The organism is Rhizobium sp. 862_C5_N1_2 (assembly GCF_051811205.1).
Classification (GTDB): domain Bacteria; phylum Pseudomonadota; class Alphaproteobacteria; order Rhizobiales; family Rhizobiaceae; genus Rhizobium; species Rhizobium leguminosarum.
This window is the reverse complement of record NZ_JBPWPT010000001.1, coordinates 2180843-2195368: the sequence shown is the minus strand read 5'-3', so window position 1 is coordinate 2195368 and position 14526 is coordinate 2180843. Positions and strand designations below refer to the sequence as shown.

Sequence of the window (14526 nt, the reverse complement as noted above, 5' to 3'; positions counted from 1 at the left end):
GTTGCTGCCTCGCACGTCGGCTGCTGAGTGAACGGAACGTTCCACCGAGAACCCTTCGCTTAGGATTGCGACATTTCGGGAGAAAGGCGCTAGCGGCCCTTCCGCTAGTCTGCCCCGTCTTTTTTTGCCCGCTCGATGAATTTCCCGGCGACTGCTTTGCCAAGTGCGGCACCGGCCCGGTTGTCCATTTCATAGTGGATGCCGGCCCAGATGCGGGAATCGCCCGCTTCCTTGCCGACCGTTCGGATGAACTCCGCCTGGTCGGGGAACAGATAGGCAAGCACCTCGCATCGGGCAGTCGACAACGTGGAGTGATTCGACGGATAACTGGGATGGGCCGGCACTGCGAACAGGGGAGTGATGCTCGGGTCAAGCATGTTGGGCCGCAGGTACCAATAAGCGTATTTCCCGTCGTTGCTTGCAATGTAGGCGTCGTAGTAGACCGTTGCGAGCATCGCGTAAGCCCGTGCGGCGCGCGGCGGGTTCGAATCCGTCTTGTCCTCGAACATCCACTTGCTGGCATAGTCATACCAGTCTGTGAACAGGCCGGATGGACTTTGCCAGTAGAACGCCTTGTAGCTGTTGGGGAATTTTCGCTCAAACTGGCGGACTGCATCCGTCTCGGCCTTCACGGCCGCAGACTTGCAGTCGGGCGGAGTCGGTGGCCTGAATTCATCGGCTGTCTCGAGCAGGATCGGCTTCCAGTTTGGCATGGTTGCATTGGCGGGTTTGTCTCCGACCCACATGCACGGCCCGGTCGGCACGGTGCCGGTCCAGACGGCATCGGAGCCGTCGGCCTTTGCCCGCGCAATCACTTGCTCTGCCACGCGTCGCCCCAGTTCCAGGCCGGCGGATGAATCGCTTGGGAACTGGACACCGGCAAGGACACGCGACTGTGCGGCTTCTTCGGCCATCGCCTGGAACGACGACGCCTCGTCGGGAAAGAAATAGGCAAGAACGGTCGCGGCGGCGGCGGCGGCGGCCGCGTGTTCGGATGGATAAGCGGGACTCCGAGGCGTAGGCAGCGCAGTCGGCAGTGTCGTATCCACCTCGCTCGGGCGGGGGCGATTGTAGAAGTATTTCGACTCCCAAGCCGCGATGGTGGCGTCGTAGACCGCCATCGTCAAATAGGTGTAGACGCGATGCGCATTGGGGATCGTCTGGTTTGCGAGAAGACGGTTGTTGACCAGGTCGATCCATCGATAGCCGGGCGAACCGGCGTCCCAGAATGTGATCTTGGCGGCGACCTGCGCATCGTTCTTTGCGACAAGTTCGCGAACCTGCTCCAACTCGGTTGCGGAAGTATCCGGTGGGGGCGGGACTCGGAAGTCTTTGCCCGACGTGATTACCCACGTCTTCCACATTCCAGCGTTTGGCTCTATCTGATCCGATTGGGCGAAAGCGAAGTTCCCTGACAAAAGGATTAGCGCGCAGGCCCTGCTAAAGCCGCTAAGCATTTTCGACCCCCATAGTTGATCCCCGGCCCAAAGACGGAAGGTTTTCTGTTTTGACGGCCGTCCCATTTTCTATTTTAGCCCGCTCTAATTATACCGCGAAGCGCTGCCAAGTGAAAGGATCAATGAGAGCAGGATCAAGGAGGCCGCTCTAGCCAAGATCGATCCGTATAATGGACAATCGCCTGGCCGGTTCAGGGCTGGCGACAAGCTATTGGCGTTTTTAGACAAACTCTGATCCCTGCCGGAGCTAGGGACATCGCGGTGAGGGCCGCGACGTCCATGCCGACCCCACCAATTATCGAGGAACTTTCAGTAGGCAGGAAAGCGCCAATTGCAGTCATCGGCCTCAGGTCGATGACTGTCTTAGAGGATAGCTTTTCCGTTTATGCAGGTAACGACATTGCCGCCAACCCAAATATCTTCAGATTCGAGCCGGACATGAACCCGCCCTGACCTGCCCAAGACCGTCCCTTGCGCAGCGATGTATGAAGGCGGCGCGAGATTTGCGGAAATGAGCCATTTTGCCAAACCCGCATTTAGGCTACCAGTGACTGGGTCTTCGTAACCAGCGGCGGTGAAGGCGCGGACCTCGAAATCCACACCATCGACGTCCCCCAAACATGGTGCAATCAGGCCTACCCTTAGTCCGGAAATACTCTGGTAGTTCGGACGGACACGTAGGACATCGTCTCTGCTTTTCAGGAGCAAGGCCATCCAACCGGGACCGTTGTCTACCCAACTCGCATCGACTATCATCTCAGGTGACAGACTTAGACCGCTCATAACTCGTTTCATTAGATCGTTATCGATATGTCCAGTCTTGATCAAATCTGGAGCCAGAAATGAGAGGATATCGCCGTCTCTTCTGATCCGGATCAAACCCGCCTGACATTCCTGGATGACAACTGGCTGCTTTGGCTTTCCGCCCAAGGTCAGCCATGCGTGGCAGCTACCCAAAGTCGGGTGTCCGGCAAAGGGTAGCTCCTGATGCGGCGTGAAAATTCTGACGCGATAATCAGCATCCGGGACCGTCGGCTTTAGGAGGAAGGTCGTCTCGCTTAGATTGGTCCAGTTGGCAAACTTGGCCATCGTTGATGTATCAAGATCGTCCGCATCCACTACCACCGCAAGTGGATTTCCACCCATTCGCTCCGAGGAAAAAACATCAACCTGTTGAAACGATAGCTCTTTAAGATTGCTGTTCATAGCATCTCCTACTGTTCGAATAGCGTGCGCCAATGTCTATACACAAGGGGGCTGCAGAATGCCTTTCGGAGTAACGGATGCAGACAAAGATTTCCGCTTCGGGCATACCCGGTCTTCCAAAGCGTTCAAATTATGCCGAGCTTTTAATCCTTGATTACCGGAAATCTCGGGCTTTAGGGAATGGGCTCGGCATAGTTTCGGACTCGGGATAAATTCCTGACCTTCATATCGATACGCTGAAGGCGAAATCCCGGAATTTCCAATAGATATTCGGCTATCGGTGGCTCACTCGGAGGATAACGGCCCAATGAACATGATCGACTTGAAGGAACGGATCATCGTGATCACAGGCGGTGCGCGCGGCATCGGCTACGCTATCGCAGAGCGCGTCATCCAGTCCGGTGGCAAGGTGGCCATCTGGGACCTGAACGAAAACATGGCGAAGGACAGCGCTTCCGCTCTCGGATCTGGCACGGTCGCTTTCGGCGTCAACGTCGCAGATCCCGTATCAGTGAAAAATGCGGCGGCGGCGACCGAGGAGATTTTTGGCCGTATCGACGGCCTCGTCAATTCCGCCGGGATTACCGGTCCGGTCAAGCCCACGATCGAATACGATTTCGGTGAATGGAAAGACGTCGTCGATGTCTGCCTCACGGGAACCTTCAATTGTTGCCGGCACGTCGTTCCGGTCATGTTAAAGCGCGACTACGGGCGGATTGTGAACATCTCTTCGGTTGCGGGCAAGGAAGGAAATCCGAACATCGCCGCCTACAGCGCAGCGAAAGCTGGTGTGCTGGGCTTCACCAAGTCTCTTGGCAAGGAACTCGCAAAGACAGGAATCGCCGTGAACGCGGTAACGCCAACCACAGCAAAGACACCTATATTGGACGGGCTGACATCCGAGTTTATCGAATATATGCGCGTCCGCATTCCGCGCGACCGTTTTGTTGAACTTCACGAGATCGCTTCGATGGTCGTCTGGCTGCTCTCCGAGGAGAACTCCTTCACGACCGCATCGACGTTCGACCTGAGCGGCGGTCGTACGACCTACTGACCATGCTCAAGCGACCCGCATTCACATCCCGCCGCACGTTCACGTGACATCGCCGTCATCTCATGCGGCCTGGCACAACGCCGCTATTGCTCCGCCACCGCAGTTCCAGCTGTTCAATCACTGCTGCTGTTGTGGCTGCGGGCCTGGCGTTGCCGGATTGGCGAGGTCGATCGAGCCCTGATCGCCGGCCAGAAACTGCGGGCCGACCTGACGGACGCGGTTCTGTGTGGGATCGTAGGGGCGCTCGGGAACGGACGGTTGCGGCGCGGCGGCATCCTTCGCCTTGGTGCGGATGGTGGTGATCGAGCCCTGCTGCGGCGGTTCGCTCACCGCCTGCTTGCCGCGCATCTCCTCATAATAGGCTGTGAGATTGCAGGCGCAGGAGGACTTTTCCCCGGGCGTGCGGTTCTTGTAGGCAAAGGCATTTTTCATGGCGCTGTAGGGCGTGCCCGTTGCGACCGAGATCATATTCGAGGCTTCGGTGCTCGTCACGTCACGATAGAACAGTTCAGTCTCGATGCCCGGGCACATCTTGGCGCAGGTCTGAGCATCGCGGCCGAAATCGACCGACGTGGCGTTCGAGCTGATCGGGAAGAAGCCGCCGTCGCAGCTGCGCACGCACATGGTGCTGACCGGCGAGAGCATCTCGGCCCGCGGCAGGCCGTAACGCGGATCGACCTCTTCACCGCCGCCGAGCGGAATGAAAGTATCGGTGCGTAGCGCCTGTTCCTCGACGCTTGGCGCGGGGTCGGCGGCGCTGCGATCGCTCGGGGCATACAAGTTTTCGCTGTTGCAGCCATTGCGGTCGAGAGCCGCGACCAGTTCGCGGCGTGCGTCGTCATCGGCGCCGTTCTGGTCGGCCAGTTCGTTGCGGCGGTCCTGGAGATAGTGGATATTGTCGATCATGCGCGCTTCGGACTGCGAAAGTTCGGCGCAATAATCGTCATTCTCGCCGCCGATCACCACCATGCTGCCCGAGGTGCAGCCATTGCTGCGCAGCTCGTTGCGAACCTTGCGCAGCTCGAGGTTCTGCTCGGCCATGGCGCTGGAATATTGGCGGGCTTCCGGGCCGTTGCCATTGCCGATCGATCGCGGCAAGTCGGCAAGGCGACCGCGCAGGTCCTCACAGACGGCGCTGTTTTGCGCGGCGGCAGGCGCCGCAAAGGCAAGGAGAAGGGCAAGAGACAGGTTTCGGCGTTTCACGGCGTCGTCCCGGAATGAGCAAAGAATCGATCGGTCGATTGCGGCCTCGATCGCCGCGCGTTGTCTCTTAACGTGTTTCTCTTAATAAGCTTGGAGAAATTCCTAGCGCATTTTCGCGATCTTATCCAGCAAATGCGGGCGACCCATCTGTGGGGAGAATTTGTTGTGCCGCCAAAAGCGGGACTTTCTTCTTTCAATTTTCCGGGACTTGATTCTTCTTCTCGCTCGCCAGATCAGCTTTCATAGCTACCTCCGCCACTACCCCCCCAACGAGGGATAGGGAGAACTCCGGTCGCTGCAATGCCGCTTGGCGCCGGGTAGGTTTACAGACGGTGCATTCTTTATGATACCGCACTTACCACGCCTCGATCACGGCCAGTGCTTCGATGTTGACGCCGCCGCGGGAGGTGATCAAGACGTGGGATATGGGGCAGGTCGCCGCAAGCCGCAGTGGTCTTGCGGTGGGCGCGGCGAAGGCGAGAAGGACGGCGAAAATGTCAGGTATTTCCAACGAACTTCGCTCCCCTGCTGCGACAGTCGGGATACCCGAAGCCCAACACGGCCTCCACGTCTTCGTGGACGGTTGTTATGAACCCGGTTCCGGGCACGGGGGCTGGGCATTTGTCGCCTATCGTGATGCCGCCGAGATCGCCTCCGGCTTCGGTGGCGTCGAGGATTCCGCCAATAATTCGATGGAATTGACCGCCGTCCTCAGGGCGGCAATCTGGATCAACAGCGGAGCAAGCGGCGAGCCTGCGACTATCTGGTCCGATTCCGTCTATGCCGTCAAAGGCTGCAACAGCCGGCGACATATCTGGAAGAACAGCGACTGGAAGAAAAGCAACCCGAACGGGAATACCCGAAGCCGAACGATCGCCAATGCGGAACTCTGGAAAGCGGTCGATCTTCAACTATCCCAGAATGGTCTGGTGACCATCGCCTGGTGCAAAGGCCATTCCGGCATTGCCGGCAACGAGCGCGCGGATGCGCTCGCGGATAAAGGGCGCCTGTCCCTGCGGAGTGCCTGAGACGGCATCAGGACATGTGTCGGAGCGGCTTCAAGGCCGCTCGTACCGAAGGATTATATCCCAGGCCCCGCGCCTGCAAATCAACCGGCTGCAGATGCTGGGGACAAGCCCGATCATGGCGAGGAGTTGGCCGACTTTGTCAGCAGTCTGAGCCGGCTCAGGCCGGTTGCGATGCCTCGACGACGGCGAGTGCCGCCATATTGACGACGCCGCGGGAGGTGACCGAGGGGGCGAGGATGTGGGCGGGCAGGGCGGTGCCGAGCAGGATCGGGCCAACATGCAGACCGTCCGTCATCGACTTTACCACACCGAGCGTGATATTGGCGGCATCGAGGTTCGGGAAAACCAGGAGGTTCGCCTCGTCGTGCAGCGTCGTGTCCGGCATGACGCGCTTGCGCAGTGCCTCGGTGATGGCGCTTTCGCCGTGCATCTCGCCATCGACCTCGAGGTCGGGTGCGGCTTCGCGCACGAGCTGCAGGGCGTTGCGCATCTTCGTGGCGCTTTCGGATTCACGCGAGCCGAAGTTGGAATGCGAGACCAGAGCGGCGCGCGGGGTGATGCCGAAACGGCGGATTTCCTCGGCCGCGAGCACCGTCGCCTCGGCGATCTCTTCGGCGTTCGGATTAAAGGTGACGTAGGTGTCGGTGAAGAAAGTGGCGCCGCGCTGCGAGATCATCAGGCTGAGGGCTGAGAAGTCGCGGACATCCTTGCGTTTGCCGATGATCAGGCGGACGTCGCGCAGATGCTTCTCGTAACGGCCTTCCAGGCCGCAGATCAGCGCATCGGCCTCACCGCGTCTCAGCGCCAGCGCGCCGATGACGGTGGTGTTGGTGCGTACGATGGTGCGGGCGGCTTCCGGGATGACGCCGCGGCGGCCGACGAGGGAGAAATAGAGATCGACATATTCGCGGAAGCGCGGATCGTCTTCCGGGTTGATGACCTCGAAATCCTGCAGCGGCCGGATGCGCAGGCCGTAGCGCTTCAGGCGTGTCTCGATGACTTGCGGGCGGCCGATCAGGATCGGTTCGGCAAGGCCTTCCTCGAGCAGTACCTGGGCGGCGCGCAATACGCGTTCGTCTTCGCCTTCGGAGAAGATGACGCGCTTGCGCTCGGCGGCCTTGGCCGCAGTGAAGATCGGTTTCATGACGAAACCGGAGCGGAAGACGAAGCGGTTCAGCTGGTCGAGATAGGCGTCGAAATCCTGGATCGGGCGGCGCGCGACGCCGCTCTGTTCGGCGGCCTTGGCGACCGCAGGCGCGATGCGCAGGATCAGGCGCGGATCGAAGGGCGAGGGGATCAGATAATCGGGGCCGAAAACCGGGGTCTCGCCGGAGTAGGCGCGGGCGGCGACATCCGACGGCTCTTCGCGGGCAAGGGCTGCGATGGCGCGTACGGCCGCCATCTTCATTTCCTCATTGATCGTCTCGGCGCCGCAATCGAGCGCGCCGCGGAAGATATAAGGGAAGCAGAGGACGTTGTTGACCTGATTGGCGAAATCCGAGCGGCCGGTGCAGATCATCGCATCGGGGCGGGCAGCACGGGCGAGATCCGGCATGATCTCCGGCGTCGGATTGGCAAGCGCCATGATCAACGGCTTGTCGGCCATCTGCGCCAGCAATTCCGGCTTCAGCACGCCGGCCGCCGACAGGCCGAGGAAGACGTCGGCGCCGCCGATATTTTCGGCCAGCGTACGCGTGTCGCTCTTCTGGGCATAGATGGATTTCCATTCGTCCATCAGCTCGGTGCGGCCCTCATAGACGAGGCCTTCGAGATCGTGGACCCAGATGTTTTCGCGTTTTGCCCCGAGAATGACAAGCAGGTTGAGGCAGGCGAGGGCGGCGGCACCCGCGCCGGAGGCGACGATCTTGATGTCGGCGATGTTCTTACCGGCGAGTTCCAGCCCGTTCAGGATCGCAGCGGCGACGATGATCGCCGTGCCATGCTGATCGTCGTGGAAAACGGGGATCTTCATCTTCTCGCGCAGGCGCCGCTCGACGTCGAAACATTCCGGCGCCTTGATGTCCTCGAGGTTGATGCCGCCGAAGGTCGGCTCCAGCGAGGCTATGGTCGAAACCATCTGGTCGACGCCTGCGGCGTCGATCTCGATATCGAAGACGTCGATGCCGGCGAATTTCTTGAAGAGCACCGCCTTGCCCTCCATAACAGGTTTGGAGGCAAGCGGGCCGATATTGCCGAGGCCAAGCACGGCGGTGCCGTTGGAGATGACGGCAACGAGATTGGCGCGCGAGGTATATTCGGCTGCCATTTCGGGATTGTCACGGATAGCAAGGCAAGGGGCGGCAACGCCGGGCGAATAGGCGAGCGCCAGGTCGCGCTGATTGCCGAGCGGCTTGGTCGCCTGGATCTCCAGCTTGCCGGGGCGGGGATAGCGGTGGAAGAAAAGCGCCTGTTCGTCGAGATCGCCGCTCGTTAGGTTCTTTTCCGTCTTGGATTTTTCCGGGTGATCCATCGCCGCCTCCGTGCACGTCTTTTGGGGAGTTCCCTCCATACATCAATCGGATACGGGCGACAGTATGGAAATGAGGGATGGGAGAAGTTTTCGTGAGGTGGGCGGGGGACCCGCGGGACGACCATTCGACCCTGATGCCAATGGCTAATCCTTTTGGAAAACTTGTTTGACGACCTCAACAGGCGCAGGATGCCGGCTGCGACGGTGCGGGGCGCCGGTCGCATGGAGGAAATCATGGACAATTTGAACCTCACGACCCTGCAAAGGGGGCAGACGATGGTCAATGACGTGGCCATCGATGCTTTTGCCGCCGGATTTCGCGGCAGTCTCCTGACCAGTAAGGACATGGATTACAACGAAGCGCGGACGATCTGGAATGCGATGATCGACCGCCGGCCCGGGCTTATCGCGCGCTGCGCCGGTGCTGCCGATGTGGTGCGGGCGGTGCGGTTTGCACGCGACAATAATCTGCTCGTTTCGGTGCGTGGCGGCGGCCACGGCATCGCCGGCAATGCTGTCTGCGAGGGCGGTATCGTCATCGACCTGTCAGCGATGAAATCGGTGCGGGTCGATCCACAGACCAAGCGCGCCAGGATCGAGCCGGGCGCGACACTCGCCGACGTCGACAAGGAAACGCTGGCCTTCGGGCTGGTGCTGCCGACCGGCATCAATTCCACGACCGGCATCGCCGGCCTGACACTCGGCGGCGGTTTCGGCTGGCTGACCCGCAAATTCGGGCTGACGCTCGATAATCTGCTTTCGGTTGATGTGGTGACGGCCGATGGCGAGCTGGTCAAGGCGAGCGAAAAAGAAATGCCGGATCTCTTCTGGGCGCTGCGCGGCGGCGGCGGCAATTTCGGCGTCGTGACTTCTTTCGAATTCCAGCTCAACCCTCTCAACACAGAGGTTCTGGCCGGGCTCGTCGTGCATCCCTTCGCCGATGCTGAAAAGGTGCTCAAGGAGTACCGGCAGGCGCTGGAGGCGGCCCCTGACGAACTGACCTGTTGGGTGGTGATGCGTCAGGCGCCGCCGCTGCCGTTCCTTCCGGCCGAATGGCACGGCAAGGAGATCGTGGTGCTGGCCATGTGCTATTGCGGAGACATTGCGGCGGGCGAAAAGGCAACGGCCAGATTGCGCGCGATCGGAAATCCGATTGCCGACGTCGTCGGCCCAGTGCCGTTCACCGGCTGGCAACAGGCATTCGACCCGCTGCTCACGCCCGGTGCGCGCAATTATTGGAAGAGCCAGGATTTCGCCTCTCTCTCGGATGCGGCGATCGACGTCCTGCTCAACGCCGTGCGCAAGCTGCCCGGACCGGAATGCGAGATCTTCATCGGCCATGTCGGTGGTGCTGCTGGCCGCGTACCCACCGAGGCGACTGCATTTCCGCAACGAAGCTCGCATTTCGTCATGAATGTGCATGCGCGCTGGCGGGAAGCCGGGATGGATGGAAGCTGTATCGGTTGGGCGCGGGAGCTCTTCGAGGCAACCAAGCCGCATTCGGTCGGCACCGCCTACATCAACTTCATGCCGGAGGACGAGGTCGATCGGGTCGAAAGCGCTTACGGCGCCAACTACGGTCGCCTTGCCGAAATCAAGCGGCGTTACGATCCGAACAATCTGTTCCGGATGAATCAGAACGTGAAACCGATGGCGGCGGTGCGAGCTGCCTGACGGGACTGGCGTGGAATCAAGGCGTTGGAGCCTCCGCCGCGCGCTTGCTTAACGCGCGGCGGACCTGCCCAAGGCGAGCCGCAACCGCGCGGTGATGTCGCTCCAATGCATTGAGGCGATCCTCATGATAGAGTCGGTTTGTGGCCAACGTCCTCGCCATCAAGGGGCTCTAGTTTCGGGGCAAGGCCACATGACGCATTGATGTTCGCTGCGCTTGAGGATTGGGCCGAATACGGCGCTGGCAATTTGGTGAGCGTGACCCGCCACTGGTTCTGTAGCGGCGCTCTGCAAGGCGTCGCTAACCGCCGGGCATCGGCCTAAGCGTCACGTCTGCGCCATAGGCATCGCGCAGTTCGCCTTCCTGTCCCGGCTGCCGGTCGGCGGCCTGATGCAGCAGGATCGACTCGTATCCTTGCGAGCGCGTCCCCTCGATCAGCGTGATATCGGCGTTTCCAGGATTGTCGGAGCGCTCGAACCACTCGACGGGGCGGTGCAGGAAATTCATTTCGACCGCCCGGTTGGTGACGCCATGACCGACGATCACAACGTTGCGGTCGCTATTTTCGGCATCGTGCATAACGGTCTGCAGGAACAGGCGCACCCGCTGGGCCACATCCGCCCGGCTTTCGCCATCCGGCGGTCGTGCGTAGAACTTGCCGCTGTTGCTGCGCAGCCTTGCCCATTTTTCGAACTCCTCGGGAAACTTCTGCTTCTGTTCGGCGTGGTCATAGATTTCGGTGAAGAGACCGAAATCCTGCTCGCGCAGCAGATAATCTTCCCTGATATCGCCGACGACGCTTTCCGGCAGGGCTTCGAGCAGCGCATCCTTGCTCTGCCGCGTCCTCAGAAAGGGCGAGTACCAGATCTGCAGCTTGCCGAAACCCGCGCTCGGCAATGCGTTGAGATAGGAGGCGATCACGCCGCCTGCCTCGAGTGCCTGCCGATGGCCCCACTGCGTCAGCGGCACGTTGTGATCGCCGAATTGGCGGTAGGCCTGTTCGTTGATGTTGCCGAGGGATTCGCCGTGGCGAACGAGAAAAAGACGCATCAGCCATCCCGCATTGTCGGATATGAATCGCCGCCATCATGAACGCCCTGAATGCGCAGGGCAACATGGTAGGCCTGGCGGCGACGGGCATCCTGCCCGCGCGGCGACAGGCATCCTGCCCGCGCGGAATGATCGGGTTTGCAGCGCTTTTCCCGGTCTTGTCATCTTCCTGAAACACGAGTCTGTTTTTGGAAGGCTAGATGAAAGATGGGACATGAGTGGCAGCTCGTGAAAGACATGATGGAACCCAGACATTTCCGCACGCTCTTCATTTCCGATGTCCATCTCGGCTCGAAGGCCGCGAAGGCCGACTTCCTGCTGGATTTCCTGCGCCACCACGAGGCCGATACGATCGTGCTGGTCGGCGACATCGTCGACGGCTGGCGCCTGAAGCGCAGCTGGTACTGGCCGCAGGTCTGCAACGATGTCGTCCAGAAGCTGTTGCGCAAGGCGCGCAAGGGCACGCGCGTCGTCTATATTCCCGGCAATCACGACGAATTCCTTCGGGCCTTCCCGGGCATGCATTTCGGCGGCATCGAGGTCGTCGAGCGCATGATGCATGACGGCGCCGACGGCAGAAAATATCTGATCCTGCACGGCGACGAGTTCGACGTCGTCGTCCGCAATGCCCGACTGCTCGCCTATCTCGGCGACTGGGCCTATGACACGGCGATCCGTATCAATATCATCCTAGCGGCGGTGCGCCGTCGCCTTGGCATGCCCTACTGGTCGTTCTCGGCCTGGGCGAAGCTGCAGGTCAAGCATGCCGTCAATTTCATCGGTGAATTCGAGCGTGTCGTGGCAGAGGAAGCCCGCAAAAATGGCGCCGATGGGGTGATCTGCGGACATATCCATCATGCCATCATCCAGGATATGGACGGTATCCGTTACATCAACACCGGTGATTGGGTGGAAAGTTGCACGGCGGTCGCCGAGCACGAGGATGGTACGTTCGAACTGATCACCTGGCGGGCGCTCGCCAGCAGTGTAACAGCACTTGCCGCCGTCGAGCGGGAAGACGCAGAACTGGCTCCACAAGCCGCCTGATTTTGGCGCCGGCGCATCCGCGCCTGCGCTCCCTCGAATTTAGCCGTTACCGTTAGGCGACAGGCCCTATTTATTTTCTAAAACGTTTCAGGACGGCTATTTCTCGCAATAGTCGCCTCCAGGGTGGTGTGTTAGGACAACGTCCAGTTTCCTTCAGGTCCACCCATGATTCCCGCTCAAAATTCCCCGACGGGTGAGGGAGCGCCGCCGCGCTTCCGGATGCTTAGCGCGCTTTCCTATTGCGCGCCGCTGCTCGTCAACGGCATCGTCCTGCCGTTTTTTCCCGTGTGGCTCGCAACCCACAGCTTCAGCGACCACGAGATCGGCATCATCCTTGCCATACCGATGGTGGTTCGCGTGTTGGTGGCGCCTGTCGTCGCCATGATCGCCGATCGATTGAAGGAGCGCGCCGACGTGCTGCTCTGGTCGGGTTGCCTGTCGCTGCTGACGGCGATCGCGCTGTTCTGGACGACGACCTTCTGGCCCGTGACGATCGTCTATGCGCTGCAGGGCGCCACTTTCGCGCCCTATGTGCCCGTCGTTGAATCGATCGTCATCTCGGGCGTGCGCCGCTGGGGGCTCGATTACGGATCGATGCGCGTGTGGGGCTCGATCGCGTTCATCGTCTCGACGCTGGTCGGGGGCCAGTTGATCAGCCGGTGGGGCGGCGAAATGGTGCTGCCGGTCATGGTGTTCGGCTTTATCATGACCGTTGTCATGGCGATCTTCTGTCCGCGCATCGGACCGACGCGACGGCGCGGCCAGCCGATCAACATTCCGGCAGCCACCGGCAGCGGTCTGCGCGAGCCGCACCTTCTGCTGCTTCTGATCGGCGTCGCCATCCAGCAGTCGAGCCATGCGGTGCTGAACGCCTTTTCCTCGATCTACTGGCATCATCTCGGCTTCTCCGGCACGCAGGTCGGCCTGCTCTGGAGCGCCGGCGTCGCTTCGGAAGTGACTGTGTTCTTCCTGTCGAAGCGTCTCAACCGTCGCTTCGACGCCTGGACGCTGATCCGCTTCGGTTGCGCCATCAGCGTCTGCCGCTGGATACTGTTTCCGATGAATACAGGCTTTGCCGGTTTCTTCCTGCTGCAATGTTTCCATGGCTTTACCTACGCCTTCGTGCATACCGGCGTGCAGCGGCGGATCGTGGCGACCGTGCAGGAAACGCAGGAATCCTCGGCGCAGGGCGCCTATTTCTTCTATGTCGGCATGGCGATGGCGCTGATGACCCTGGCGTCGGGTTATCTCTATGCCTGGCTCGGCGTCGTCAGCTATTACGTCATGGCCGTGGTCGCGTTCTCCGGCCTCGGCCTCGTCATCTCAGCCTATTATCTTCAGCCCCAGAGGGTGGTTTCGGGCGGAAAGACCAGGGAAGCGGCGTAACGAAGACCGGGTTCGCGGTCGCGGGCAAGCAGCAGCGGACCGTCGAGATCGACAAAATCGGCATTCTGAGCAAGCAGAACGGCGGGCGCCATGGCAAGCGAGGTGCCGACCATGCAGCCAATCATGATGCTGAATCCAAGCCGTTCGGCCTCGGCCTTCATCGACAGCGCCTCCGTCAGGCCGCCCGTCTTGTCGAGCTTGATGTTGATCGCGTCGTAGCGGTCGGCAAGGCTTGCGAGATCGCCGGTGTGGTGGACGCTCTCGTCGGCGCAGACGAGGAGCGGGCGGCGGATTTCAGCAAGCAGCCCATCGCGGCCGGCCGGCAGCGGCTGCTCGACGAGGGCCACACCCGCTTGCGCCGCGATATTGAGGTGACGTTCCAACACCGCTTCCGGCCAGCCTTCATTGGCGTCGAGGATGATTTCGGCATCGGGCGCGGCGGCGCGGACGGCGCGGATGCGGCTTTCATCGTCGCCGGTGCCGACCTTGACCTTGAGCAGGGCGCGGCCGGCATGCTCGCGCGCCTGGGCGGCCATCACCTCCGGTTCGCCGAGCGAGATGGTGTATGCGGTGGTGAGCGGCTGCGGAGCGGAAAGGCCGAGGCGGGCGGCGACGCTGTCTCCTGTCTGCTTCGCCTCGAGGTCCCAGAGGGCGCAATCGACGGCGTTGCGGGCCGCACCCGGCGGCATGGCGGACAGCAGGTCGCTGCGTGAGATGCCGGCCTCGATCAGCGGTCGAGCCGCCTCGATTTGGGCGAAAACGCTCTCCATCGTCTCGCCGTAGCGGCGATAGGGCACGCATTCGCCGAGCCCCTGCGCTCCCTCTTCGACAAGCGTGCAGGTGATGACCTCGGCTTCGGTCTTTGCCCCGCGCGAGATGGTGAAGGTCCCGGCAATCGGAAAGGAATTCATCTGGATATCGAGGGTGCGCGGCATTATTGCTCTCCTGCAAGC

Annotated in this window: 12 protein-coding genes; 5 read left to right on the top strand and 7 right to left on the bottom strand. The window is 60.9% G+C overall.

Annotated elements, in window-relative coordinates:
* Positions 1-104: 104 nt before the first annotated feature.
* Positions 105-1289, bottom strand: a complete 1185-nt coding sequence (locus tag ACD590_RS11080) for a phosphatase PAP2 family protein (RefSeq protein ID WP_018242252.1) — start codon at positions 1287-1289, stop codon at positions 105-107.
* 531 nt (positions 1290-1820) lie between these two features.
* On the bottom strand, positions 1821-2663 hold the full coding sequence (locus tag ACD590_RS11075; protein WP_130652512.1) for a PhzF family phenazine biosynthesis protein: 843 nt from the start codon (positions 2661-2663) through the stop codon (positions 1821-1823).
* Between the two features lie 307 nt (positions 2664-2970).
* On the opposite strand from ACD590_RS11075, the gene ACD590_RS11070 reads away from it, so the two are divergent.
* Complete coding sequence (locus tag ACD590_RS11070; RefSeq protein WP_018242250.1) at positions 2971-3717, top strand: SDR family NAD(P)-dependent oxidoreductase; 747 nt, start codon at positions 2971-2973, stop codon at positions 3715-3717.
* Between the two features lie 117 nt (positions 3718-3834).
* On the opposite strand, the gene ACD590_RS11065 is transcribed toward ACD590_RS11070, so the two are convergent.
* Positions 3835-4920 (bottom strand): DUF2865 domain-containing protein, encoded by a 1086-nt coding sequence (locus ACD590_RS11065; RefSeq protein WP_439002548.1) that lies wholly within the window; start codon positions 4918-4920, stop codon positions 3835-3837.
* A 355-nt stretch (positions 4921-5275) separates the two neighbouring features.
* Positions 5276-5431: a hypothetical protein gene (locus ACD590_RS11060; RefSeq protein ID WP_162804580.1), complete on the bottom strand. Its 156-nt coding sequence runs from the start codon at positions 5429-5431 to the stop codon at positions 5276-5278.
* Between ACD590_RS11060 and ACD590_RS11055 the strand changes: the two genes are divergently transcribed.
* Positions 5415-5948 (top strand): ribonuclease H family protein, encoded by a 534-nt coding sequence (locus ACD590_RS11055; RefSeq protein WP_439002547.1) that lies wholly within the window; start codon positions 5415-5417, stop codon positions 5946-5948. The genes ACD590_RS11060 and ACD590_RS11055 overlap by 17 nt on opposite strands.
* A gap of 157 nt (positions 5949-6105) precedes the next feature.
* On the opposite strand, the gene ACD590_RS11050 is transcribed toward ACD590_RS11055, so the two are convergent.
* On the bottom strand, positions 6106-8418 hold the full coding sequence (locus tag ACD590_RS11050) for an NADP-dependent malic enzyme (protein ID WP_018445155.1): 2313 nt from the start codon (positions 8416-8418) through the stop codon (positions 6106-6108).
* Positions 8419-8652: 234 nt separating this feature from the next.
* On the opposite strand from ACD590_RS11050, the gene ACD590_RS11045 reads away from it, so the two are divergent.
* Entirely contained in the window at positions 8653-10092 is a 1440-nt protein-coding gene (locus tag ACD590_RS11045; RefSeq protein ID WP_427148491.1) for an FAD-binding oxidoreductase, read from the top strand.
* Positions 10093-10390: 298 nt separating this feature from the next.
* On the opposite strand, the gene ACD590_RS11040 is transcribed toward ACD590_RS11045, so the two are convergent.
* Positions 10391-11140 (bottom strand): histidine phosphatase family protein, encoded by a 750-nt coding sequence (locus ACD590_RS11040; protein WP_439002546.1) that lies wholly within the window; start codon positions 11138-11140, stop codon positions 10391-10393.
* Between the two features lie 207 nt (positions 11141-11347).
* On the opposite strand from ACD590_RS11040, the gene ACD590_RS11035 reads away from it, so the two are divergent.
* Positions 11348-12187: a UDP-2,3-diacylglucosamine diphosphatase gene (locus ACD590_RS11035; protein ID WP_439002545.1), complete on the top strand. Its 840-nt coding sequence runs from the start codon at positions 11348-11350 to the stop codon at positions 12185-12187.
* A 165-nt stretch (positions 12188-12352) separates the two neighbouring features.
* Positions 12353-13573: an MFS transporter gene (locus tag ACD590_RS11030; RefSeq protein ID WP_018242242.1), complete on the top strand. Its 1221-nt coding sequence runs from the start codon at positions 12353-12355 to the stop codon at positions 13571-13573.
* Here the strand turns inward: ACD590_RS11030 and dgcA are convergent.
* Positions 13525-14508, bottom strand: a complete 984-nt coding sequence (dgcA, locus tag ACD590_RS11025) for an N-acetyl-D-Glu racemase DgcA (RefSeq protein WP_018242241.1) — start codon at positions 14506-14508, stop codon at positions 13525-13527. The genes ACD590_RS11030 and dgcA overlap by 49 nt on opposite strands.
* Positions 14509-14526 lie beyond the last annotated feature (18 nt).